This window comes from Streptomyces sp. NBC_00996, from assembly GCF_045162675.1.
Taxonomy (GTDB): Bacteria; Actinomycetota; Actinomycetes; order Streptomycetales; family Streptomycetaceae; genus Streptomyces.
The window spans coordinates 5,447,460-5,469,856 of the sequence record NZ_CP108723.1; the positions used below are offsets into that span (position 1 = coordinate 5,447,460).

The following is a 22,397-nucleotide window of genomic DNA, read 5'->3' on the forward strand; positions in this document are numbered from 1 at the left end:
CCGGATTCTCGCTCCGTACGGACAAGTAAGGCGAGAATGTGACATTGGCCGCAGTACCCTCACCGCAGCATCCCACCTCGAGCCAACGCCCGACCGTGTAACGGAAAATGCGGGTCTTCGATCTCTCCGTCCCGTTAGGCTGCATTGGCCTGCGTTCGTGCCCCCACGGGACATGCGCACATGTCGGTGGACGCGAACCGGACTCGACCATACCGGCAGCGGCTGCACACACAAGTCCCCCCTCGCATCACCACGAATTGACGGGGGTCGATCCATCAATTGCCTCAATTACCGGGCGCGATGGACCAATTCATAGGCATCCCACAGATCCCGTCCTACGTAGCCGTGGGTGGCGAGAGCCTGCAGATGCCGATCCGCATTGACCGCGACGGATACCGGCACGGCACCGAACAGGTCCTTGTCCGACGATGAGTCGCCATAGGCGACACAGTCGGCCCTGCTCACCTCGAACTCTTCACAGAGCCGGTCCGCGATCCGCACCTTGGCTGCGCTGCTGAGAATCCCCGCCGGATCGACCGCCTCCGTGAAGGGCACGGCGGGAAACCGCGAGCCATGCGCCGCGTGCGCTCCCCACGCTCTCAGCCGTTCCACGAAGAAGGAGGGTGACAGCGAGATGACAGCGCAGTAGTCGCCGTTCCCCCGGATCTCCGCCCAGACGTCCTCTATGCCGGACATCCAGGGCGCCCCTTCGAAAGCGGCCGTCACATGGGCCTCGGTCAGTTCCGCCCACAGGGCATGCACCCGTGTGGCGTACTCCGGCGGGCCTATGCGCCCCGCAGAGATCGCCTGATCGAGCACTACGGTCTCGGCTTCCAGCCCGAGCTGCCGCGAGATCTCCACCGGTGCGGTGCTCCCATACAGCAACGTCCCGTCGAGGTCGAAGAGATGAAGTCGTGCCATGTCCGCCGAGGCTAGCGGTGCCGACTGTCCCTCCATCGGTGAGCCCAGCGGTAATCCGCGCCGTTTCACGTGAAACATCTGTCCGCGCTCTGTGCGGTTGTGGACGACATGGCCAAAAGCGCGTACACGTGCCCGCAAACCAGTGGACGTCAGGCGCGCGTGTCAGACAGCCTGACATGCGTGTCGACACCTTCCCCCGCCGCTCTGCCCATTCGCCGTCTGACGCCTCGCGATCTCACCGCCTGCGCCGACTTGTCCGAGAACCGGGGCTGGCCCCGTGAGGAACACAAGTGGAGTCTGCTCCTCGCGGCGGGAACCGGTTACGGCATCGATGACCCCGACGGCGGTCTCGTCACCGCCTGCGTCGTGACCGAGTATGGACCGCACGAACGCCCTGATCTGGGAGCCATCGGCATGGTTCTCGTCGCCGAGCGGCATGCCCGCCAGGGCATCGGCCGACGGCTGATGCGCCATGTGGTCGCGGAGATGGGGACCACCCCCCTGACTCTGCACGCCACTCCGAGCGGCCGCCCGCTCTATGAGGAACTGGGCTTCAAGGTCACCGGCCGGGCCGAGATGGTCCGAGGGCACTTTGTCCCCGGCGGTGTGGAGTCCGAGGTCGTCACCCGCCCGGCCACCGCGGACGACCTCACCGCCGTACTCCGGCTCGACGAGGAGATCTTCGGGGTCGACCGCACCCATATGATCACGCGACTGCCCGCCTTCTCCGACCAACTGTGCGTCGCCGAGGAAAATGGCCGGATCATCGGATACGCGTCCGCCTGGCCCAACAGGGACACCCATGTCGTGGGTCCGCTGATTGCCCGTGACACGGAGACCGCGAAGGCACTCATCGCCTCGCTGGCCGCCCACGCCGACCGCCCGCTGCGCACCGATATCGACGTGCGGCACGAAGAGCTGCTCTCCTGGCTCAAGGACCACGGCCTCGTGTCCATCGCCTTCAACTCGGTCATGACGTATGGGATCTCGGAGCTGCCTGGAGACTGGACACGACGGTTCGCCCCGCTGACGGTGGCGGCGGGCTGAGACGGCTGTAGCTGGACGTCGACGCCTGTGACGCCTCTAGCCCTCCGAACGCCGTAGACGTCCAGGTAAGCGCCTGTAGAGAAGCGCCGGCCCCCACAGGGGCCGGCGCTTCTCTACAGAGGTGCGCTCAGGCGATCGACTCCACGGCGGCGGCAGCGAAGCTGTGGTCCTGGTCCGGCGCGCCGCCGCCGACACCGATGGCTCCGATCAGACGGCCGTCGCGGTGGACCGGCACGCCGCCCGCGATGAACAGCAGAGGCCGGTCGAGCGCGGTGGGCAGGGTGTGGAAGAGGCCGCCGGGCTGGACCGCGTCGACGAGGTCGGCAGTGGCGGAGTCCAGCTGGAGCGCCGTGTAGGCCTTGCGGGTGCTGGTCTCGCCCGAGATCAGCACGGCCTGATCGTCGCGGCGGAAGGCGAGCAGATGACCGCCCGCGTCGAGAATGGTGACGCTGACCCTGACTCCGGCAGCTTCGGCGGCGCGGCGGGCCGCGGTGACGAGAACTTCGGCGTCCTCGGTGGTCAGCGGGGCGATGGCAGTGGTGGTGCTCATGAGGGGGTTTCTCCTTGTGGGGGCACGTGCCGGGTTGGTTGCGGCCGGTGCCGAGTCGAGGCAGTGCGGGGACGGCCCTGGCCCCGCGCCGTCCAGACCCCGGTCAGTGGTGGACGGCCGTTCGCTTTTCCACGGGCGCGCCGCCGACGACGACGGCGCTGGGGTCGTCCGCACGGCGCTCCAGGGAGGCCGAAAGGAGGGCGAGGACGAGCGCGCTTGCGGCGAGGACGGCGCCGACCCAGTTGGGGGCGGTGTAACCCAGGCCGGCCGCGATGACGATGCCGCCGAGCCAGGCCGAGAGGGCGTTGCCGAGGTTGAAGGCGCCGATGTTCACGGCAGACGCCAGTGTGGGGGCGCCATGCGCCTGGTCGAGCACTCGCTTCTGCAGCGGCGGCACGGTCGCGAAGCCCAGAACGCCGATGAGGACGATCGTGACCGCCGCGAGGATCTTGTGGTGCGCCGTGACGGTGAACAGGGCAAGCACGACTGCGAGGCCACCCAGGGACACGTACAGCATCGGCATCAGCGCACGGTCGGCGAACTTGCCGCCGATGAGGTTCCCGCCGACCATGCCAAGGCCGAAGAGCACCAGCAGCCAGGTGACGGAGCCGTCGGCGAAGCCCGCGACGTGCGTCATCATCGGCGCGATGTAGGTGACGGCCGCGAAGACGCCCCCGAAGCCGAGCACGGTCATCGCCATGGCCAGCAGCACCTGGACGTTCTTGAAGGCAGCCAGCTCATGACGGAGGTGTACGCCTTCGGGCTTCGGCAGCTCGGGCACCAGCTTGGCGATGCCCAGCAGACCGATCAGGCCGAGCAGGGCGACGCCCGCGAAGGTGACGCGCCAGCCCGCGGACTGCCCGATCAGCGTGCCCAGGGGGACTCCGACGACATTGGCGATGGTGAGCCCGCTGAACATCATGGCGATGGCACCGGCCTTCTTCTCGGGCGCGACCAGCTCGGCGGCGACCACCGAACCGATGCCGAAGAAGGCACCGTGCGCGAGCGAGGCGACCACTCGGCCCGCCAGCATCAGCCCGAAGACCGGAGCTACGGCGGAGAGCAGATTGCCGAGGACGAACAGCCCCATCAGCAGCATCAGCATCCGCTTGCGGGGCACCTTGGTGCCAAGTGCGGTCATGATCGGAGCACCGATCACCACGCCGAGGGCATAGCCGGTCACCAGCAGTCCGGCGGTGGGGATGGAGACACCGAAGTCACCGGCGACCTCGGGCAGCACACCCATGATCACGAACTCGGTGGTTCCGATTCCGAAGGCCCCGATCGCGAGGGCCAGAAGCGCGAGAGGCATGGTGGGGTACACCTTCCCAGACGATTGCAGGAGCGCTTTGCGTGCGTTCACAATAGTTGCATACGCGGGTTATATGCAACAGCGGGCTATTGCAGCCGTGCTCTATCCTGGGTTTCAGCCGCTCCGGGACGGAGGAAAATGCCATGACAGCCACGGACCCCGCGCTCACCGCCCTCGCTCAGGGCTGGTGTGCTCTCTCTCTTTTGCACGGGAGGATCGAGGCCCACATCGAGCGCGAGCTGCAGGTCAAGCACGACCTGAGCGTGCGGGAGTACTCGCTGCTCGACGTACTCAGCCGACAGCACGACGGTGAGGGCGGTCATCTGCAGATGAAGCAGGTCGCGGACGCGGTCGTCCTGAGTCAGAGCGCCACCACTCGTCTTGTCACCCGGCTCGAGGACCGCGGGCTGCTCTCCCGCTATCTCTGCCCGACCGACCGCCGCGGCATCTACACGAACGTCAGCGAGGCGGGCCTCAAGCTCCTCGAAGAGGCACGACCCACCAACGACGCCGCCCTGCGCGATGCACTCGACGAAGCGGCCAAGAACCCGGAGCTGGCCCCGCTGGTTCGAGTCGTGGAGTCGGCGAGCGTGCCCGTATAGACCATGCACCCCATGAGCGTGCCCTCGTAGGGTGCGGTCATGGGAGATCTTGAAATACGAGCCGCTGTCGCCGAAGACGTGCCCGCCATCGTCGCGATGCTCGCGGACGATCCACTGGGCGCCCAACGGGAGTCGCAGGACGACCTGACCCCGTATCTCGCCGCCTTGGAGCGCCTGAGCGCCGACCGGAACCAGCGCCTGGTCGTCGCCGTGCGTGAACGCCGTGTCGTCGGCACCCTTCAGCTCACGGTCATTCCCGGGCTGTCCCGCAAGGGAGCGACTCGCTCCATCATCGAAGGTGTACGCGTCCATGCCGACGAGCGCGGCAGCGGCCTCGGCACCCAGCTCATCGAATGGGCGATCGACGAATCCCGGCGCTTGGACTGCCAGTTGGCCCAACTGACCTCCGACGTCACCCGCACCGACGCCCATCGCTTCTACGAACGGCTCGGCTTCACAGCCTCCCACGTGGGATTCAAGCTGCCGCTCTGAGGCGTGCCACCCGGGTGGTGAGGGGCGGTGTGTTTCACGTGAAACACACCGCCCCTCACCATGATGTCGTCCAGCCGTCTACTGGATCCCGCGCCAGCCCTCGGGGTCCACCCCACCCGGCACAGGAGCCCCCTCGTCGTAGGGCTGTCGCGTGAAGACGAAGGACCCGAGGTCGAGATGGCTCACAGAGCCGTCCGGGCGCCGTACGGCCCGCAGCAGCTCACCTGCGTAGTAGCCGTCGAGCCCCGTCCATGTCCCATCACCGTTCGCCCGGAACCGAGCGCGCCGACCGATGCCGGACAGCGGCTCCAAGGCGACGTCCCCGTCGGCCGCCAACCGCAACCCGAACGCCTGAGTCCCCCAATACCACTGCCCGACCAACTCCATTACGGAGCCGTCGACTTCGGTCATGGGGCGCCAGGGTTCAGGGATCCTCGGCTCGGCCTCCGCCACGATCCGGACGAGATCGGCGGCGACGGTCAGCGCGGGCGGGCCAGAGGTGCAGTTGGACAGCACGACCGCCGCCACGTCGTCCTCCACACCGATCGCCAGGCCGGCCAGGAATCCCGGCAGGGAGCCGGAGTGCCCGACGAGTGTCCGACCGTCTCGGTGCAGGATCTGCATGCCGAGGCCGTAAGCGGCTCCGGCGGCCAGCTCCGCTGCCTCGGGCGGCGCGGCAGGCGTACGCATTTCCCGTACGGACTCCGCGCTCAGCACCCGGTCGTCCCCCCGGATCAGGAAGACGGCGAAGCGTGCCAAGTCAGCGGTGGTGGACCACAGTTGTCCGGCTGGAGCCATCCGGCCCAGATCCTGCACGGGTTCGGGCATCATCACGTCCGCCCAGGGGTGGACGGCCCAGCCTCCCGCGTGCGGTGCCTGCGGGCGACCGCTCGTACGCTGCAGACCCAGCGGCTCGAGCACCTCGCGCCGCAGCAGCTGCTCCCAGGGAGCGCCCCGCAACTCCTCGACCAGCGCGCCCAAGAGCGTGTAGCCGGGGTTCGAGTAGTGGTGTCGGCGCCCTACCGGGTGCCGGAAGGGTTTCTCGCCCAGGACGTCGGACAGTTCGGGGCGGAGCGAGCCCGGCGTGCGCTCCCACCAGGGCGCGGGCGACTCGGCCGCCAAACCGCCGGTGTGCGCGAGCAGTTCGGCGATGGTGACCTCCCCCGCGCCGGTACCCGGCAGATGCTTCTCCAGCGCGTCGCCGAGGCCCAGCACGCCCTCGTCACGCAACCGCAGTACGAGTACAGCGGTGAAGGTCTTGGTAATGGAGCCGATCCGGTACTGCACGTTCTCGTCGGGCCCGTGCCCGTCCACCGAGGTCCGGGCCCCGTTCCACACCGTCTCCCCGCCCCGGACGACGGCCGCGACCAGCGACGGCGCCCGACCCTCGGTCTGTGCGACGGCGATACGGTGCAGCAGAGCCCGGCGCGTGGCGGGAAGCAGATCATCCTGAGGTGTCGTCATGGCACCAGTCCACCCGGCCCGGCACCACACGTCGAGCGCATTAACCCGGGGCCGCCCCGCAAGGCTGTGGGGTCTCGCCGCTCGTGGCATGTCGATCTTGCGTGACCTGGGCGCTCTTGGCCGTCTCACGGCCTTGTCACCCATGATCAGTCTCAAATCCGCGGCATTTCCTCGTGAGGGCGAGGTCGAGATCAGGCGGCTTGCCCGTGTCGGCCGAGTACACCACGCTGAGCCCCGAGCACGAGGACTACCGGCGAGCCCAGATCGCGCACCGATGAGTTTCCCGCGCCGCGCTGGTCTATACGCCGGACACCCACGGACGGAAGGCTGGGCCATGCGGAAACTGATCTACGGCATGAACCTGACCCTGGACGGCTACATCGCCGCGGCCGGCGACGACATCGGCTGGAGCGGACCGCCGAGCCACGAGCTGTTCCAGTGGTGGCTCGACCACGAGCAGGCGAGTGGCCTGTCGCTGTATGGGCGCAAGCTCTGGGAGACGATGAGCTCCTACTGGCCGACCGGCGACCAGCAGCCCAAGGCCACCCCGGCGGAGATCGAGTTCGCGCGGAACTGGCGGGACACGCCGAAGGTGGTGTTCTCCTCGACGATCGACAAGGTCGACTGGAACGCCCGCCTGGTCACCGGCGACGCGGTCGCCGAGATCACCCGGCTCAAGGCCGAGGACGGCGGCCCAATGAACATCGGCGGCGCAACGCTCGCCGGGGCGGCCATGCGCGCCGGGCTGATCGACGAGTACGCGATCGCCGCCCATCCGGTCCTGGTGGGCGGCGGCACGCCGTTCTTCACCGCGCTGGACAGCTGGGTGAACCTGAACCTGGTGGAGACGCGAACGTTTCCCGGCGGCGTGGTCCTGACCAGGTACGAGACGAGGCGCTGAGCAGCTTCCCGCTGTCTCACGGCTTGGATGGGTGTTTCCTCTCACCGTCGTGGCATTTCCTCAGCCGTGATCGTCTGGGCGGCTGCGGCGACGCGTTTCCCGAATCGGGTCAGCTTCATGGCCCTGCCGCGCTCTGCCCGCTCGAAGAGGGGCTGTCCGAGGTCCTCTTCGAGACGGTTGATCTGGGTCACCAGAGCGGACTGGCGGATGCCGAGGTCTCGGGCTGCTTCGGTGAGCGTGGGGTAGGACCGGGCGGCCAGGAACCGCGAGAGCCGCTGCCGTGCGAATGAACCGGTGAGGGCTTTGCGAAGGACTGCGGGAAGTGCCTCGGCTTCGTCGGCGGTGCGGAGGGCGGTGGGAGGCTGCCAGGTCACGGGCTCGTCGTGGATGTGGTGCGACGCCAGGAAGTTGAGGGCTTCCTGCTGGAGGGCGTGTGTGAGTTCGGGTGTCTGGAGTGCAGCGAACCGCAGGGACGTCGCCCGGAACTCTGCGCTGTCGAGCCCGCCCAGGTCATCGGGGACGGACTCGGCAGGCAGGCCGCTGAGGCGTCGGAAGAGCTGGCTGCGGGCGATGCGTTCACGTCGGCCGGTTCCCGGCGGGGTTCCGGTGCGGCGGCAAATCGTCAGCCAGCGGTCATGGGGAAGCAGGCCGGTGTAGTCGAGGAGCTGGCGTCGGCCGTAGTCGATGGGGACGTCGGCGGCATCGAGGTGATCAGCGAGCCGGTCCAGGGCAGTGATGATGTCCGGCCATTGTGGCAGGTCGTCGAGTTCCTGGAGGAGCCGCGAGATCTCGATGCCGTCGATGACGTCGCCGGCCAGCCCGGCCGCCTGGTCCAGGGAGGTGCGGCTGTCCGGGATCAGCAGCAGGGCGGCGAGGACGGGAGCCAGGGACCGTGCATAGATTCCTTCGGGCGGTGTGAGCCGGACCGTCCAGGACGGCCAGAACATCGTGGGGATCTTCCTGGCTCTCTGCTCGATGTCCCGGGTGGTCCTTGCCGGACGTCGGGGAGTCTCGGTCGTGGTGCGGTAGCGGAGGCGCTCGCTGGGGCGGAGGGAAGGGACGAGGGCGGCCAGGTGCACGGACTGCAGCACCGGCTGATGCCCCGGCCCCAGCCGTCGATGCTCGTCACCGAGATCTGCGTGAGTTCCTCGCGTACTGCTTCCAGCAGGCCGCGCAGGGCCCCGCCGGCCAGATGGATTCCTGGCTGTTGAAGGATGCCCAGGGCCATGGTGACCGCGACGGCGGCATCCGCGGCTCGCGGTGTTCCCGGCCCGCTGCCGGACCGGGAAGCCGAAGTGCAGCAGAAGGTCACCGAGTGTGGTGTCCATCCGCCTGGCCGTAGCCTCCGGCCAGGAGTCCAGTGCCTCGCCGGGCAGTGGGACCAGCCGGATCGGCAGGGTGCGGACCGGTGGTGTCATGCGGCTCGTCGGCTCCGGGACCGCGGGCGGCTGGTCAGCCGCTTCTTCTCCAGCGCGGCCTGCAGTTCTAGGCGGCCCGCCTCGGACGCCTCGTCGTTCTTCACCCGGTCCATCAACTCCTGATCGAGACGTTCGGCGCCAGTGCGGACCGCCCGCTGACAGCCACGGTTGATCAGCGTCTTCAGCGAGCCGATGTGTCCGGTGCTGCGGGCGAAGAGATAATCCGACAGGTGGTCCGCGAGCATGCCGGGGTGCTTGTCGGTGAGCACGACGCGCTGTTCGAGGGCCAACAGCATCTGCCGCCACTCCGGCAGGCCCGGCCCGCTGTAGCGGCGGCGGCCGATCTCTGGGCCTCATCAAGCTGCCCCAGCACCACGGAGGCGATCTCGTCCTCGTCATCTGCCGACGATCCCGGGCCATCAGGATTGATGGCAGCCCGGTCGGAGAACAGCAACTCCTTGAGCGACAGCCGCAGGAGACGCCCTCGCCCGTCCTTCAATACCACTTCGTTGCCCGCTGTGGTCGCGGCCATCTCCACCACTTCGACGGTCTCCCCGTCGTAGTGGAAGGACGTACCGACTCCGACTCGGACTCCCGCCCTGCTCATGCCGCCCTCCTCAACACGTGCGAAGGGCCGAGCGGGTGGCTTGACCTGCCAGTCTCAGATTCGTGTCAGATATGCCATCGCTTGGCCATCGCTCGTGAGATGTGGCCACGAAATCTGAGACCCTACAGCTGTAGGTTCTCGCGCTCGTGGCCAACGGCGATACTGCGACCTGGTCGTTGTCGCGCTGTCTCACGGCTTGGCCAGCCGTCCAGTCTCACGGCCGTGTCCGAATCCTCGGGGCGGCCACCGATGGGCAGGGCTCCGACCTGCGGAGTCTCGCGAGTGGCCGCCGCTTGGCCATCGTTCGTGAGATTTGGCCACGGAATCTGAGATCCCACACCACAACAGCGTCGGATCAGGTCTGTGCCATGTCCACGAAGCGCGAGTAGTGGCCCTGGAAGGCCACCGTGATCGTGGCCGTCGGGCCGTTACGGTGCTTGCCGACGATGATGTCCGCCTCGCCTGCGCGCGGTGACTCCTTCTCGTACGCATCCTCGCGGTGCAGCAGGATCACCATGTCCGCGTCCTGCTCGATCGATCCGGACTCACGCAGGTCGGAGACCATGGGCTTCTTGTCCGTACGCTGCTCGGGACCACGGTTGAGCTGCGACAGCGCGATCACCGGCAGCTCCAGCTCCTTGGCCAGCAGCTTGAGGTTTCGCGACATGTCGGAGACTTCCTGCTGGCGGCTCTCGGACCGCTTGCCGCCCGACTGCATCAGCTGCAGATAGTCGATGACCACGAGCTTCAGATCGCTGCGCTGCTTGAGGCGACGGCATTTGGCGCGAATCTCCATCATCGACAGGTTCGGGGAGTCGTCGATGTAGAGCGGGGCGGCCGAGACGTCCGGCATACGGCGAGCGAGCCGGGTCCAGTCCTCGTCGGTCATCGTGCCGGACCTCATGTGGTGCAGGGCGACTCGGGCCTCGGCCGACAGCAGACGCATCGCGATCTCGTTGCGGCCCATTTCGAGCGAGAAGATCACGCTGGGCATGTTGTGCTTGATCGAGCAGGCCCGCGCAAAGTCCAGGGCCAGCGTCGACTTACCCATGGCGGGACGAGCCGCGATGATGATCATCTGGCCCGGGTGCAGACCGTTGGTGAGCGAGTCGAGGTCGGTGAAACCGGTCGGCACGCCGGTCATCTCCCCCGAACGCGAACCGATCGCCTCGATCTCGTCGAGAGCGCCCTCCATGATGTCGCCGAGCGGCAGATAGTCCTCGGTGGTGCGCTGCTCGGTGACCGCGTAGATCTCGGCCTGGGCGCTGTTGACGATCTCGTCGACGTCGCCGTCGGCCGCGTATCCCATCTGGGTGATGCGCGTGCCCGCCTCGACCAGGCGGCGCAGGACCGCCCGCTCGTGCACGATCTCCGCGTAGTACTCGGCGTTCGCCGCGGTCGGGACCGTCTGTACCAGGGTGTGGAGATACGGTACGCCGCCGACCTTCGTGATCTCGCCGCGCTTGGTGAGCTCGGCCGCGACCGTGATGGGGTCGGCCGGCTCGCCCTTGGCGTACAGGTCGAGGATCGCCCCGTAGATGGTCTCGTGCGCAGGCCGGTAGAAGTCGTGCCCCTTGAGGACCTCGACGACATCGGCGATGGCGTCCTTGGACAGAAGCATGCCGCCGAGGACGGACTGCTCGGCGTCCAGATCCTGAGGCGGTACACGTTCGAAGGAGGAACCTCCGCCCTCCCACGAGCCACTGTCCCGGTCGCGGTCGTGCTGCTCGTCTCGGCCGCGGCCACCGTTGCTGTGCCGGCGGGAAGAGGGCAGACGATCACTGGGACCGCTGTCGGCCCAGGGGTCGTCCAAGGGCTCGGAAATACTCACCGAGCCACCTCCTCCCGTCCGCAGAGCGGACCTAACCGTGCCTCTCATTTCTACGGCACGGCACTGACAACTGAGATGCCCAACTCCGGTTCTGACGCGTTGGTTTTGCCAGGTTTCCGAGGACGGAGGAGAGAGCGGGCGCCGCACCACGTTAGGGCCGCGGGCACCGTCAGCCAATCTGGTTATCCACAGGCCATGTGGACGACGGCCCGGATGCTGTGGAGAACCCCACAAAACCTGTGCACGACCCGGTGGACAGCCCTGTGAACAAGCCCTCAACCCCTCCAATGAACCGGCTCTGACCTGCTACTTTCCCGTCCACCGGCTGTGCAGAAGAAAAACTTTCCCAGTCGGGCCAAGATCGCTGCAAACGGTGCGCTGCGGCATACCTCGCCAGCGATTGAGTAAGGGTCCTTTTTGCGTTGCATCTCTTACCTGTGGAAGATTAGATTGGTGCTCATGACACAGGCTCCCGTGGCACCCAGGGCCACCCGCCGCCGGCATGACCGAGAGATCGTCGCGCTGGCTGTTCCGGCCTTCGGCGCACTCGTTGCCGAGCCTCTCTTCGTGATGGCCGACAGCGCCATCGTCGGCCATCTCGGCACCGCACAGCTGGCCGGCCTCGGCGTCGCCTCGGCGCTCCTCATGACCGCCGCCGGCGTCTTCGTCTTTCTCGCCTACGCCACCACGGCCGCCGTCGCCCGCCGTGTCGGCGCAGGCGATCTGCGGGCCGCAATTCGCCAAGGCATGGACGGCATTTGGCTCGCCCTGCTGATCGGCGCAGCCGTCATAGCCGTCGTCCTGCCGACGGCGCCCAGTCTCATGGAGTTGTTCGGCGCCTCTGACACCGCCGCCCCGTACGCCACCACCTATCTCCGGATCTCGACGCTCGGCATCCCGGCCATGCTCGTCGTGCTCGCCGCCACCGGTGTCCTGCGCGGACTGCAGGACACGAAGACCCCGCTCTACGTGGCAGTCGGGGGCTTCGTCGCCAACGCCGCCCTCAACGCGGGCCTCGTCTACGGTGCCGACCTGGGCATCGCAGGCTCCGCCTGGGGCACCGTCATCGCCCAGTGCGGCATGGCGGCCGTCTATCTGTACGTCGTCGTCCGCGGAGCGCGGAAGCACGGTGCCTCGCTGCGGCCGGATGCCGACGGGATACGGGCCTGCGCCCAGGCCGGCGCTCCTCTGCTCGTGCGCACGTTGTCACTGCGGGCCATTCTCATGATCGCCACCGCGGTCGCCGCCCGGCTCGGGGACGCCGAGATGGCAGCGCACCAGATCGTCCTCTCGCTGTGGAGCCTGCTCGCCTTCGCACTCGACGCGATCGCCATCGCGGGACAGGCCATCATCGGGCGGTATCTCGGCGCGGGCGATGTGCAAGGCGCCCGCGAGGCCTGTCGGCGCATGGTGCAGTGGGGCATCGCCACCGGGGTCGTGCTCGGCCTGCTGGTCATCGCCGCTCGCCCCCTCTTCCTGCCCCTCTTCAGTAGCGATTCGATCGTGCGAGACGCTGCGCTGCCCGCCCTGCTGATGGTGGCCGTCTCGCAACCGATCTGCGGCATCGTCTTCGTCCTGGACGGAGTCCTGATGGGAGCGGGGGACGGGCCATACCTGGCGTGGGCCATGCTGCTCACCCTGGTGGTCTTCGCTCCCGTCGCGCTGCTCGTCCCGGCACTCGGAGGCGGTCTTACTGCGCTCTGGAGTGCGATGACGCTGATGATGACGATCCGGATGATGACCCTCTGGCTGCGTTCTCGCTCGGGGCGCTGGATCGTCACGGGCGCGACGCGCTGACCGTTTCACGTGAAACCCCGTTTCACGTGAAACAGCGAGCGCCGGTATCCGCGTGAGACGCAGTCTCAGCTCGCGAAACGCAGAAGGGCCGCACCCCGAGGGGTGCGGCCCTTCTCTCAGCTATGCCGAGCGCTGCACTCAGGCAGCGACAACCTCGATGTTGACCTTGGCGGCAACCTCGGGGTGCAGACGCACGGACGTCTCGTGGGCGCCCAGGGTCTTGATCGGCGCGCCCAGCTCGATGCGGCGCTTGTCGACCTCGGGGCCACCGGAAGCCTTGATCGCCGAGGCGATGTCGGCCGGGGTGACGGAACCGAAGAGACGACCGGCGTCGCCGGAGCGAACGGCCAGGCGGACCTTGACGCCCTCGAGGCGGGCCTTGATCTCGTTGGCCTGCTCGATGGTGGCGATCTCGTGGATCTTGCGAGCACGACGAATCTGCTCGACGTCCTTCTCGCCGCCCTTGGTCCAGCGGATCGCGAAGTTCCGCGGGATCAGGTAGTTGCGAGCGTAACCGTCCTTGACGTCGACGACGTCGCCCGCGGCACCGAGGCCGGAGACCTCGTGGGTGAGGATGATCTTCATGTGTCGGTCACCCTTCCCTTATCGCGCGGTGGAGGTGTAGGGCAGCAGCGCCATCTCACGGCTGTTCTTCACGGCCGTGGCGACGTCACGCTGGTGCTGCGTGCAGTTGCCGGTCACGCGGCGGGCACGGATCTTGCCGCGGTCGGAAATGAACTTCCGCAGCATGTTCGTGTCCTTGTAGTCCACGTACGTGACCTTGTCCTTGCAGAAAGCGCAGACCTTCTTCTTCGGCTTGCGCACAGGCGGCTTCGCCATGGTGTATCTCCTGTGTGATCAAGAAGTGGGGGTACGACCCGCCCTCGGCCCGGGGGCCTAGAAAGGGGGCTCGTCCGAGTAGCCGCCGCCGGAGCCGCCGGAGCTTCCGCCCCAGCCGCCACCGCCGCCGCCCTGGTTGCCACCGGCAGGGGCGCTGGTCGCCCAGGGGTCCTCGGCGGGAGCGCCGCCACCCTGCTGCTGACCGCCGCCGGAGCCTCCGCCCCAGCCGCCGCCCTGCTGGCCGCCACCACCGCCGCCGCCGTAACCACCCTGGCCGCCTCGACCTGTGGTCTTGGTGACCTTGGCCGTGGCGTTCTTCAGGCTGGCGCCGACTTCCTCGACGTCCAGCTCGTAGACCGTGCGCTTGACGCCCTCACGGTCCTCGTAGGACCGCTGCTTCAGCCGGCCCTGCACGATGACGCGCATGCCTCGCTGGAGCGATTCCGCGACGTTCTCCGCCGCCTGACGCCAGACCGAGCAGGTCAGGAACAGGCTCTCGCCGTCCTTCCACTCATTGGTCTGACGGTCGAAGGTGCGGGGAGTGGACGCGACACGGAACTTCGCGACCGCCGCACCGGAAGGGGTGAAGCGCAGCTCGGGGTCGTCGACAAGATTGCCGACGACCGTGATGACGGTCTCGCCTGCCATGGGGGAACCTCTCGGCGGGTTTGCTGCTGGCTGCTAGTGCTGCTACTCGATGCCCGAGATCAGCTGAGCTGGAGAGCTCAGTGGGTCTCGGGACGGAGGACCTTGGTCCGGAGGACCGACTCGTTCAGGTTCATCTGGCGGTCGAGCTCCTTGACGACCGCAGGCTCGGCCTGCAGGTCGATGACCGAGTAGATGCCCTCGGGCTTCTTCTTGATCTCGTACGAGAGACGACGACGGCCCCAGGTGTCGACCTTCTCGACCTTTCCGTTGCCCTCACGGACGACGGAGAGGAAGTTCTCGATCAGGGGGGCGACAGCGCGCTCCTCGAGATCGGGGTCGAGGATGACCATCACCTCGTAGTGACGCATGTGGAACCCACCTCCTTTGGACTCAGCGGCCACGGTCGTTCCGTGGCAGGAGGGTTGTGATGCGTACGCAACGGTATCGGCCGCCACTGACAATCGGGCTTCCCGTCGGTGGACCGAGCGGGAATCCCTGTCGTGACCTGGCCTTTGCCTGGGCAGACACCGGTGCAGACGGTACAGACTACCTGCACACCCGCTTCCGGTTGAAATCCGACCGGGTTGACCGTCAATCTGTACACATCGGGTGTGTATGGCGCTACGATGCGCCGCCTTCCGCAGGAGGTGCCACATGGCACAGGTATTGCGACCCAACACGACCGGCTCTCTCTTCGCCACGGATGGCAAGGCCCATCCGCTCCAGGACACCTTGCTCGCGGTGACTCTGGTGCTCGGGATCACGGCCTTCGTCACGGCGATGTTCCACAACCTGCACCTGCTCACCTCCTGGGCCGGGCTGATCGGAATCCTGACCGGCGCGTACGGACAGTTCATCTCCGTGACGACGCGGGAGCGCTTCGGGCTGATCCTCGGGCTCGGTGCGTCGGCCATCGGCTTCTTCCTCGGCATGGCGCACGGGGGTCTCTTCGGCGGCCTCTTCTAATCCGAACGCCCGATTTCCTCTGACCCCGGGACTCTTCTTCATCCGTCCCCAGGGCGCAGGTTCCACACGGCCATTCGAGGCGCTCCCAGGGCGCAGTAGGCTTCGGCGCGAGAGCCGGAGCCCCTGTACCCATGGGGACACACCAGCCCGAGGAGCGCCCCGAATGAGCCTGACCCTGAGGACCATCAGTCGAGAGCAGCATCTGGCGTACATCCAGAGCCTGCCCGCGGCGAGCCACATGCAGGTCCCGGCCTGGGCAGACGTCAAGGCGGAATGGCGCTCCGAGAACCTCGGCTGGTTCGACGACAGGACCGGCGAGATGGTCGGCGCGGGCCTGGTGCTGTACCGCCAGCTGCCCAAGATCAAGCGCTACCTCGCCTATCTGCCCGAGGGTCCGGTCATCAACTGGTACGCGCCGAACCTCGACGACTGGCTCCAGCCGATGCTCGCGCACCTCAAGCAGCAGGGCGCCTTCTCCGTGAAGATGGGTCCGCCGGTCATCATCCGGCGCTGGGAAGCCGCGTCCATCAAGAGCGGCATCCAGAACCCGGACGTCAAGCGCCTGCGCGACATCGAGGCGGACTTCATCGAGCCGCGCGCCTTCGAGGTCGCCGACAAGTTGCGCCGCATGGGCTGGCAGCAGGGCGAGGACGGCGGCGCCGGCTTCGGCGATGTACAGCCCCGCTACGTCTTCCAGGTGCCGCTGGCCAACCGCTCCCTGGAAGAGGTCCACAAGAACTTCAACCAGCTGTGGCGCCGCAACATCAAGAAGGCCGAGAAGGAGGGCGTCGAGGTCGTCCAGGGCGGCTACCAGGATCTCGAGGAATGGCAGCGGCTGTACGAGATCACGGCGATCCGCGATCACTTCCGGCCCCGCCCACTGTCGTACTTCCAGCGCATGTGGACGGCCCTCAACACCGAGGACCCCAACCGGATGCGGCTGTACTTCGCCCGGCGCGACGGTGTGAACCTGTCCGCCGCGACCATGCTGGTCGTCGGCGGGCACGTCTGGTACTCGTACGGCGCCTCGGACAACATCGGACGTGAGTTCCGGCCCTCGAACGCGATGCAGTGGCGGATGCTGCGCGACTCGTATGCCCTGGGTGCGACCGTCTATGACCTGCGCGGCATCTCCGACTCGCTGGACGAGACCGACCACCTCTTCGGCCTGATCCAGTTCAAGGTGGGCACGGGCGGGCAGGCTGCCGAGTACCTCGGCGAGTGGGACTTCCCGCTGAACAAGCTGCTCCACAAAGCGCTCGACATCTACATGTCGCGCCGCTGAGTCGGCCCGAACCGCATGCCGAGCCGTTGATCCGGCCCGGCGTCGCCCCGTCGGTCCGGCGGATCCGCCACAATTTCCTTTCATACCTCTGATACACCGCAGCCACGAGAAAGGTTCCGGGACCGGCCATGGCGCTCACGCTCTACGTCGACACCGCGCGCTGGCGGGCACACCACAAGCAGGTGTCCGAGCAGTTTCCGGGGCTGGTCCCCGTCTGCAAGGGCAACGGCTATGGCTTCGGCCACGAGCGGCTCGCGGACGAGGCCACCCGCCTGGGCTCGGACGTCCTCGCCGTCGGCACCACGTACGAGGCCGCCAGGATCAAGGACTGGTTCGGCGGCGACCTGCTGGTCCTGACTCCGTTCAGGCGGGGCGAGGAGCCTGTGCCGCTGCCCGACCGCGTCATCCGCTCCGTATCGTCCATCGACGGCGTGTACGGCCTCGTGGGCGCCCGTGTCGTCATCGAAGTGATGTCCTCGATGAAGCGGCACGGCGTGAGCGAGCAGGATCTGCCCCACCTGCACTCCGCCATAGAGAACGTCCGGCTGGAGGGCTTCGCCATCCATCTGCCGCTGGACCGCACCGACGGCTCGGACGCCGTCGAGGAGGTCATCGGCTGGATGGACCGCCTGCGCGCGGCCCGCCTGCCGCTGCACACGATGTTCGTCAGCCACCTCAAAGCTGAGGAACTCGCCCGTCTCCAGCAGCAGTTCCCGCAGACCCGCTTCCGCGCTCGTATCGGCACGCGGCTGTGGCTGGGGGACCACGAGGCGACCGAGTACCGCGGGGCCGTCCTGGACGTCACTCGCGTCTCCAAGGGCGACCGCTTCGGCTACCGGCAGCAGAAGGCCGCCTCCGACGGCTGGCTGGTCGTCGTGGCGGGCGGTACGTCGCACGGAGTGGGCCTGGAGGCCCCGAAAGCGCTGCACGGCGTCATGCCGCGCGCCAAGGGCGTCGCCCGCGCCGGCCTCGCGACGGTCAACCGGAACCTTTCGCCGTTCGTCTGGGCGGGCAAGCAGCGCTGGTTCGCGGAGCCCCCGCACATGCAGGTCTCGATCCTCTTCGTGCCCGCGGACGCCACGGAGCCGCGGGTCGGCGACGAGTTGGTGGCCCATCTACGGCACACCACCACGCAGTTCGATCGCATCGTCGAACGCTGAACCCAGGGCTCGACCAGCTCGAGCCCAGCAGAAAGGCCGTACACGGACACCCGTGTACGGCCTTTTGTGCGCCTTCTCTACGCCCTGTTCGCTCAGGGCGAACTGTCTCCGGCTGCCGCGCTCCGGCTGCCCCACTCGACCTGCGGCCCGTCGAAGTGCGCCGCGTGCCGCGGTGGATGGGCCGCTGCACCGAGCACGAAGACGTCCTCCGCACCGTCCAGGACGCCGCCCGACGGATCGTCGTCACCGGCTCGGCGCACCATGTCGCGCTCCGGCATGAAGATGTCGCGTACGACCACGGCGCACAGGTACAGCGTCCCCAGCAGGTGGACGGCGATGGCGATTTGGTACCCGTCGGTCGGCAGGCCCTTGTGGGCGTCCCCGCTGGTCGTGTACGCGAGGTACATCCAGATGCCCAGGAAGTACGCGACCTCGCACGCCTGCCAGATCAGGAAGTCCCGCCAGCGCGGCCGAGCCAGCGCGGCGAGAGGGACCAGCCACAGCACGTACTGGGGCGAGTAGACCTTGTTGGTGAGGATGAAGGCCGCGACGATCAGGAAGGCGAGCTGGGCGAAGCGAGGGCGGCGCGGGGCGGTGAGCGTGAGCGCGGTCAGCCCCGCGCAGATGAGCAGCATCATGATCAGCGCCCAGTTGTTCGCCGACTCGAAGGTGATCGTGATCTTCAGCCACTGCGAGATGAACAGGAACACCGACCCGAAGTCGACCCCGCGGTCGTGGCTGAAGCTGTAGAACTTCGCCCAGCCTTCCGGCGCGAAGTACATCACCGGAAGGTTCACGGCGAGCCAGGCGCCGACGGTGCCGAGCAGCGCGGTTCCGAACTCACGCCACTTTCCGGCCCGCCAGCACAGCAGGAAGAGCGGTCCGAGCACCAGGAACGGGTAGAACTTGGCAGCCGTGGCGAGCCCGATCAGCACGCCGAACGCCAGAGCCCGCCCCCGCGACCACATGAGCATGGCGGCGGCCAGCAGGGCCACGGCGAGGAGATCCCAGTTGATGGTGGCCGTGAGCGCGAAGGCGGGCGCGAGGGCGACCAGGAGGCCGTCCCAAGGCCGCCGACGGTGGGTGCGCGCGGTGCACACGGCGATGACCGCCGCGCACACCATCAGCATCCCGGCGTTGACCATCCAGTAGATCTGCTCCTGGTCCTGGATGCTCCCGCTGCCCGGCGTGAGCCAGGCGGCGACCTCCATGAACACACCGGTCAGCACCGGGTACTCGAGGTAGTCCATGTCGCCGGGGATCTTGTCGAAGTACGGCACAAGACCGTCGGCGAAGCCGCGTCCCTGGTAGAGGTGCGGGATGTCGGAGTAGCACGCGTGTGTGTACTGCGAGCTGGCGCCGAAGAACCAGGCGCCGTCGTAGCACGGCAGCTTCTGCACCATGCCGAGGGCGAACATGGCGATCGCGACGAGCGCGACGACCCGCACGGGCGTCCACCAGGACGTCCCGAGCAGGGCTCGCCGCCCGATGGGGCCGCCGATCAGCTCGCTGCCGCTCGCGGCGACCTCGTCCTCCTTGGTCGGCCGTACCAGCTCCGGCTCGTGCACGCTCATTCGCGTCGTCTCTGCACTGGGCATGCCGCACATCCTGCCGTACACAGCTAGGAATACGCCGAGGGCCGCCGCACCTGGTAGGTGCAGCGGCCCTTGTTTCACGTGAAACGGTGTGTTTCACGTGAAACACACCTCGGAGGCGGCTATCCGCTCGACCCTCCGAGGAACCCTCCGTTGCCGTTACCTCTGGTGGATCCGGTGCTGGTGGTCTCCGTCGGTGTGGCGGTTACTCCTCCGTCCGTCCCACCGGTGTTGGTGCCGCCTGTGTCCGTCCCGCCGGTACTGCCGCAGTTCAGGTCCCACTTCTTACAGGTCTCGCTCACCGAGGGTGAGGGAGATGTCAGACTCTCGCTGGGCGTCGGAGTCGGCGTCGCGCTTTCGGTGGCGCTCTCGGTGGCCGAGGGGGTCACGCTCGGGCTCGGGGTGTCGTTGAGGACCTCGCCGATCGATTCGGGGGTCGGGAAGTCCTCCGCAGATTGCCCCTTGAGCGCCTGTTCCATGTAGTCGCGCCAGATCTGGGACGGGAACGAGGCGCCGTGAATCTTCTCCTCGCCACCCGTGCCGTACATCTGCAGGAACTCGCGGTTCTTCTTGGTCTCGTCGTCGTCCAAGCGGTACATGCCGATCGCAGTCGAGAGCTGAGGGGTGTATCCGACGAACCAGGCGGACTTGTTGCCGTCGGTGGTACCGGTCTTACCGGCCACTTCACGACCGGTCAGCTGGGCGTTGGTACCGGTTCCCTTCTCGACCACGGTCTTCAGGACGTCGGTGACGTTGTCGGCCACCTGCTCGGTGAAGGCCGTCTTGGTCTTCGCGACATCGGCGTGCCGGAAGACCGTGCCGTCCTTGTCGGTGACCTTGTCGACCGAATACGGTTCGCGCTGCTTGCCGCTGGCCGCGAAGGTCGCGTACGCGCCGGCCATACGGATCGCGCTCGGGGAGGAGGTACCGAGTGAGAAGGAGGGATACCTGGAGCTGGCGAGACTCGACTCCTTGATGCCCGCGTCCAGGACGGCCTCCTTCACCTTGTCCAGACCGACGTCCATGCCCAGCTGGACATAGGCGGAGTTGACGGACTCGCGCATCGCCTCACGCAGGTCGATCTTGTAGCTGGGCGGGTTGTAGGACTGCTGGCCGTCGTTCTTCTGCCGCCACTTATTGCCCTTGTCATCCTTCCAGTCAGTGCCGTCGTAGTCCTTGATCGTCAGCTTGTTCTTACCGCTGTAGAGGCTCTTCGGAGAGACGATGGTGCGTTCGTCCTGCGCCTGGACCGGGTCGCCCTTGGGATCACGAGCACCCCACGACATGGCAGCCGCCAGCACGAAGGGCTTGAACGTCGAACCCACCTGGGCACCGGTCTGGTCGGCGTTGTCGGTGAAGTGCTTGGTCGCGTCCTCACCGCCGTAGATGGCCTTGATCGCGCCGGTGTCCGGGTCGATGGACGCCCCGCCGAACTGGACGTACTTGTCCGTCTCCGGGCGCAGCTTGGGCTTGATGTTGGCCTTCTGGACCTTCTCCACGGCGGCCTTGAGCGCGTTGACCTTCTTCCTGTCGAAGGTCGTGTGGATCTCGTAGCCGCCCTGCCGCAATTTGCCCTCGGTGATCCCCGTCTCGGCGCTATCCCTAATCAGGGAGGCGTTGGCGAGGTCGACGAGGTAGCCGATCTGTCCACTCAGCGCGACGTTCGACCGCGGACTCTGGACCTTGGGGAACTTGGTGTATCGGTTCCGCTCCGCGGCGGTCAGGCGCTTGTCCTTGACCTCTTCGTCGAGAATCCACTTCCAGCGGGCCCAGGCACGCTTGCGGTTGGCCTGCGGAGTGGCGGACGGGTCTATCGACTGGGCACCCGCGGGGTCGTAGTACGTGGCGCCCTTGAGCACCGCCGCCAGGAAGGCACACTCACTCGGGCTCAGATCCGTGGCGTCCTCGTTGAAGTAGGCGCGCGCCGCCGCCTGGATACCGTAGGCGTTGCGCCCGTAGTACGCGGAGTTCAGGTAGCCGGCCATGATGTCCTCCTTGGACACCGAGGCACCGACCTTGATGGAGACGAACAACTCCTTGAACTTGCGGGAGATCGTCTGCGACTGATCGTCCAGCATCGCGTTCTTCACGTACTGCTGAGTGATGGTGGAGCCGCCCTGTGTCTGGCCGCCCTTGGCCATGTTGACAAAGGCGCGGGCGATACCCATCGGGTCGACGCCGCTGTCGGTCTCGAACGTCTTGTTCTCGGCCGACATGACCGCGAACCGCATCTCCTTGGGGATCTGCGCGTAGCCGATGATCTGGCGGTTCGCCTCACCACCGGTGGAGACCATCTGGGTGTTGTCGGCCCAGTAATAGACGTTGTTCTGCGCCTTGGCGGTCTCCGCCACCTTCGGGACGCCCACCATGGCGTACGCGATACCCGCCACCGCGACCAGGCTGCCGAAGAAGCCGATGAACACTCCCGTCACGAGCTTCCAGGACGGGATCCATCGCGCCGCGCCGTATCTACCCGCGCGGGGGTAGTCGATGATCCGCTTCTTGGCGGGCGGCCCGGAGCGGCCTCTCCCGCGCCCCGGACCGTTCGGGCCCGCGGGTCCACCGCGTCGGCCGCCACCGCCTCCGGGGCCGCCTCGGCCCGCGCCGTCGGCCGCTCTGCGCCGGCCTCCGCCACTACTTCTCTGTGCCGCCCGCCGGGCCTCGGCACGGCCACCGTACGGGCGGTCTTCACCCCCCGACCCATAGGAGTCGGAAGGAGACTCGGTGGCGCCTCGCGGTGCCGCACGGCGACCGGAGGACATGCCGGGCTGGCCGCGTCGGGCCGCGGCACGTCCGCCTTCCTGCGGCTGCGGCAGTTTGCGACGGTGCTCGCTCATCGAACGATTACTCCTCGGGCAGGCGCACCCATGCGCGCCTGGAAACGGCGGCTGGTTTCCGGTCCCCCCGAAGTACGGATGCGGTCGTTTGCGCATTCACCCGTACTGCACCAAAGACGATGAC

Annotated in this window: 21 protein-coding genes; 8 read left to right on the forward strand and 13 right to left on the reverse strand. The window is 67.3% G+C overall.

Going from position 1 to position 22,397, the window contains the following annotated elements; genetic code table 11:
• Positions 1-288 precede the first annotated feature (288 nt).
• The gene (locus tag OG390_RS25680; RefSeq protein WP_406171389.1) at positions 289-921 is read right to left on the reverse strand and encodes an HAD family hydrolase; all 633 of its coding nucleotides are present in this window, start codon (positions 919-921) and stop codon (positions 289-291) included.
• Between the two features lie 180 nt (positions 922-1,101).
• On the opposite strand from OG390_RS25680, the gene OG390_RS25685 reads away from it, so the two are divergent.
• Entirely contained in the window at positions 1,102-1,968 is an 867-nt protein-coding gene (locus OG390_RS25685) for a GNAT family N-acetyltransferase (protein ID WP_406171391.1), read from the forward strand.
• Positions 1,969-2,095: 127 nt separating this feature from the next.
• Here the strand turns inward: OG390_RS25685 and OG390_RS25690 are convergent, their stop codons facing one another.
• On the reverse strand, positions 2,096-2,518 hold the full coding sequence (locus OG390_RS25690; RefSeq protein ID WP_406171393.1) for a heme-binding protein: 423 nt from the start codon (positions 2,516-2,518) through the stop codon (positions 2,096-2,098).
• A gap of 103 nt (positions 2,519-2,621) precedes the next feature.
• Entirely contained in the window at positions 2,622-3,830 is a 1,209-nt protein-coding gene (locus OG390_RS25695) for an MFS transporter (RefSeq protein WP_406171394.1), read from the reverse strand.
• Positions 3,831-3,973: 143 nt separating this feature from the next.
• On the opposite strand from OG390_RS25695, the gene OG390_RS25700 reads away from it, so the two are divergent.
• Positions 3,974-4,432 (forward strand): MarR family winged helix-turn-helix transcriptional regulator, encoded by a 459-nt coding sequence (locus tag OG390_RS25700; protein WP_406171396.1) that lies wholly within the window; start codon positions 3,974-3,976, stop codon positions 4,430-4,432.
• Between the two features lie 39 nt (positions 4,433-4,471).
• The gene (locus OG390_RS25705) at positions 4,472-4,924 is read left to right on the forward strand and encodes a GNAT family N-acetyltransferase (protein ID WP_406171398.1); all 453 of its coding nucleotides are present in this window, start codon (positions 4,472-4,474) and stop codon (positions 4,922-4,924) included.
• A gap of 78 nt (positions 4,925-5,002) precedes the next feature.
• On the opposite strand, the gene OG390_RS25710 is transcribed toward OG390_RS25705, so the two are convergent.
• Complete coding sequence (locus OG390_RS25710; RefSeq protein WP_406171400.1) at positions 5,003-6,388, reverse strand: serine hydrolase domain-containing protein; 1,386 nt, start codon at positions 6,386-6,388, stop codon at positions 5,003-5,005.
• 334 nt (positions 6,389-6,722) lie between these two features.
• On the opposite strand from OG390_RS25710, the gene OG390_RS25715 reads away from it, so the two are divergent.
• Positions 6,723-7,289 carry a dihydrofolate reductase family protein gene (locus OG390_RS25715; RefSeq protein WP_406171402.1) on the forward strand — a complete coding sequence of 189 codons (567 nt, stop codon included), beginning with the start codon at positions 6,723-6,725 and terminating at the stop codon, positions 7,287-7,289.
• 41 nt (positions 7,290-7,330) lie between these two features.
• Here the strand turns inward: OG390_RS25715 and OG390_RS25720 are convergent, their stop codons facing one another.
• The 3 genes from OG390_RS25720 to dnaB all read right to left on the reverse strand — a co-directional run bounded on the left by OG390_RS25720 (position 7,331) and on the right by dnaB (position 11,145).
• Positions 7,331-8,380, reverse strand: a complete 1,050-nt coding sequence (locus tag OG390_RS25720; protein WP_406171404.1) for a LysR family transcriptional regulator — start codon at positions 8,378-8,380, stop codon at positions 7,331-7,333.
• Positions 8,381-8,703: 323 nt separating this feature from the next.
• Positions 8,704-9,003: a hypothetical protein gene (locus tag OG390_RS25725; RefSeq protein WP_406171406.1), complete on the reverse strand. Its 300-nt coding sequence runs from the start codon at positions 9,001-9,003 to the stop codon at positions 8,704-8,706.
• 666 nt (positions 9,004-9,669) lie between these two features.
• Positions 9,670-11,145 (reverse strand): replicative DNA helicase, encoded by a 1,476-nt coding sequence (gene dnaB / locus OG390_RS25730; RefSeq protein WP_406171408.1) that lies wholly within the window; start codon positions 11,143-11,145, stop codon positions 9,670-9,672.
• A 450-nt stretch (positions 11,146-11,595) separates the two neighbouring features.
• Between dnaB and OG390_RS25735 the strand changes: the two genes are divergently transcribed.
• A complete protein-coding gene (locus tag OG390_RS25735; RefSeq protein ID WP_406171410.1) occupies positions 11,596-12,942 on the forward strand; it encodes an MATE family efflux transporter in 1,347 nt (448 codons plus the stop codon).
• A 138-nt stretch (positions 12,943-13,080) separates the two neighbouring features.
• On the opposite strand, the gene rplI is transcribed toward OG390_RS25735, so the two are convergent.
• The 4 genes from rplI to rpsF all read right to left on the reverse strand — a co-directional run bounded on the left by rplI (position 13,081) and on the right by rpsF (position 14,798).
• Complete coding sequence (gene rplI / locus OG390_RS25740) at positions 13,081-13,527, reverse strand: 50S ribosomal protein L9 (protein ID WP_189187153.1); 447 nt, start codon at positions 13,525-13,527, stop codon at positions 13,081-13,083.
• 18 nt (positions 13,528-13,545) lie between these two features.
• Positions 13,546-13,782: a 30S ribosomal protein S18 gene (rpsR, locus tag OG390_RS25745; RefSeq protein WP_003949403.1), complete on the reverse strand. Its 237-nt coding sequence runs from the start codon at positions 13,780-13,782 to the stop codon at positions 13,546-13,548.
• A gap of 57 nt (positions 13,783-13,839) precedes the next feature.
• On the reverse strand, positions 13,840-14,430 hold the full coding sequence (locus tag OG390_RS25750; RefSeq protein WP_406171412.1) for a single-stranded DNA-binding protein: 591 nt from the start codon (positions 14,428-14,430) through the stop codon (positions 13,840-13,842).
• Between the two features lie 77 nt (positions 14,431-14,507).
• A complete protein-coding gene (rpsF, locus tag OG390_RS25755) occupies positions 14,508-14,798 on the reverse strand; it encodes a 30S ribosomal protein S6 (protein ID WP_005482942.1) in 291 nt (96 codons plus the stop codon).
• A 286-nt stretch (positions 14,799-15,084) separates the two neighbouring features.
• Here rpsF and OG390_RS25760 point away from each other — a divergent pair, with 286 nt between their 5' ends.
• The 3 genes from OG390_RS25760 to OG390_RS25770 all read left to right on the forward strand — a co-directional run bounded on the left by OG390_RS25760 (position 15,085) and on the right by OG390_RS25770 (position 17,841).
• On the forward strand, positions 15,085-15,396 hold the full coding sequence (locus OG390_RS25760; protein WP_399083137.1) for a hypothetical protein: 312 nt from the start codon (positions 15,085-15,087) through the stop codon (positions 15,394-15,396).
• A 163-nt stretch (positions 15,397-15,559) separates the two neighbouring features.
• Positions 15,560-16,681, forward strand: coding sequence for a peptidoglycan bridge formation glycyltransferase FemX (gene femX, locus OG390_RS25765; protein ID WP_406171415.1), 1,122 nt, complete (start codon positions 15,560-15,562; stop codon positions 16,679-16,681).
• 128 nt (positions 16,682-16,809) lie between these two features.
• Entirely contained in the window at positions 16,810-17,841 is a 1,032-nt protein-coding gene (locus tag OG390_RS25770) for an alanine racemase (RefSeq protein ID WP_406171417.1), read from the forward strand.
• 92 nt (positions 17,842-17,933) lie between these two features.
• Here the strand turns inward: OG390_RS25770 and OG390_RS25775 are convergent, their stop codons facing one another.
• Positions 17,934-19,439: a glycosyltransferase family 87 protein gene (locus OG390_RS25775; RefSeq protein ID WP_406171418.1), complete on the reverse strand. Its 1,506-nt coding sequence runs from the start codon at positions 19,437-19,439 to the stop codon at positions 17,934-17,936.
• A gap of 119 nt (positions 19,440-19,558) precedes the next feature.
• Entirely contained in the window at positions 19,559-22,273 is a 2,715-nt protein-coding gene (locus tag OG390_RS25780; protein ID WP_406171420.1) for a transglycosylase domain-containing protein, read from the reverse strand.
• Between the last annotated feature and the right edge of the window lie 124 nt (positions 22,274-22,397).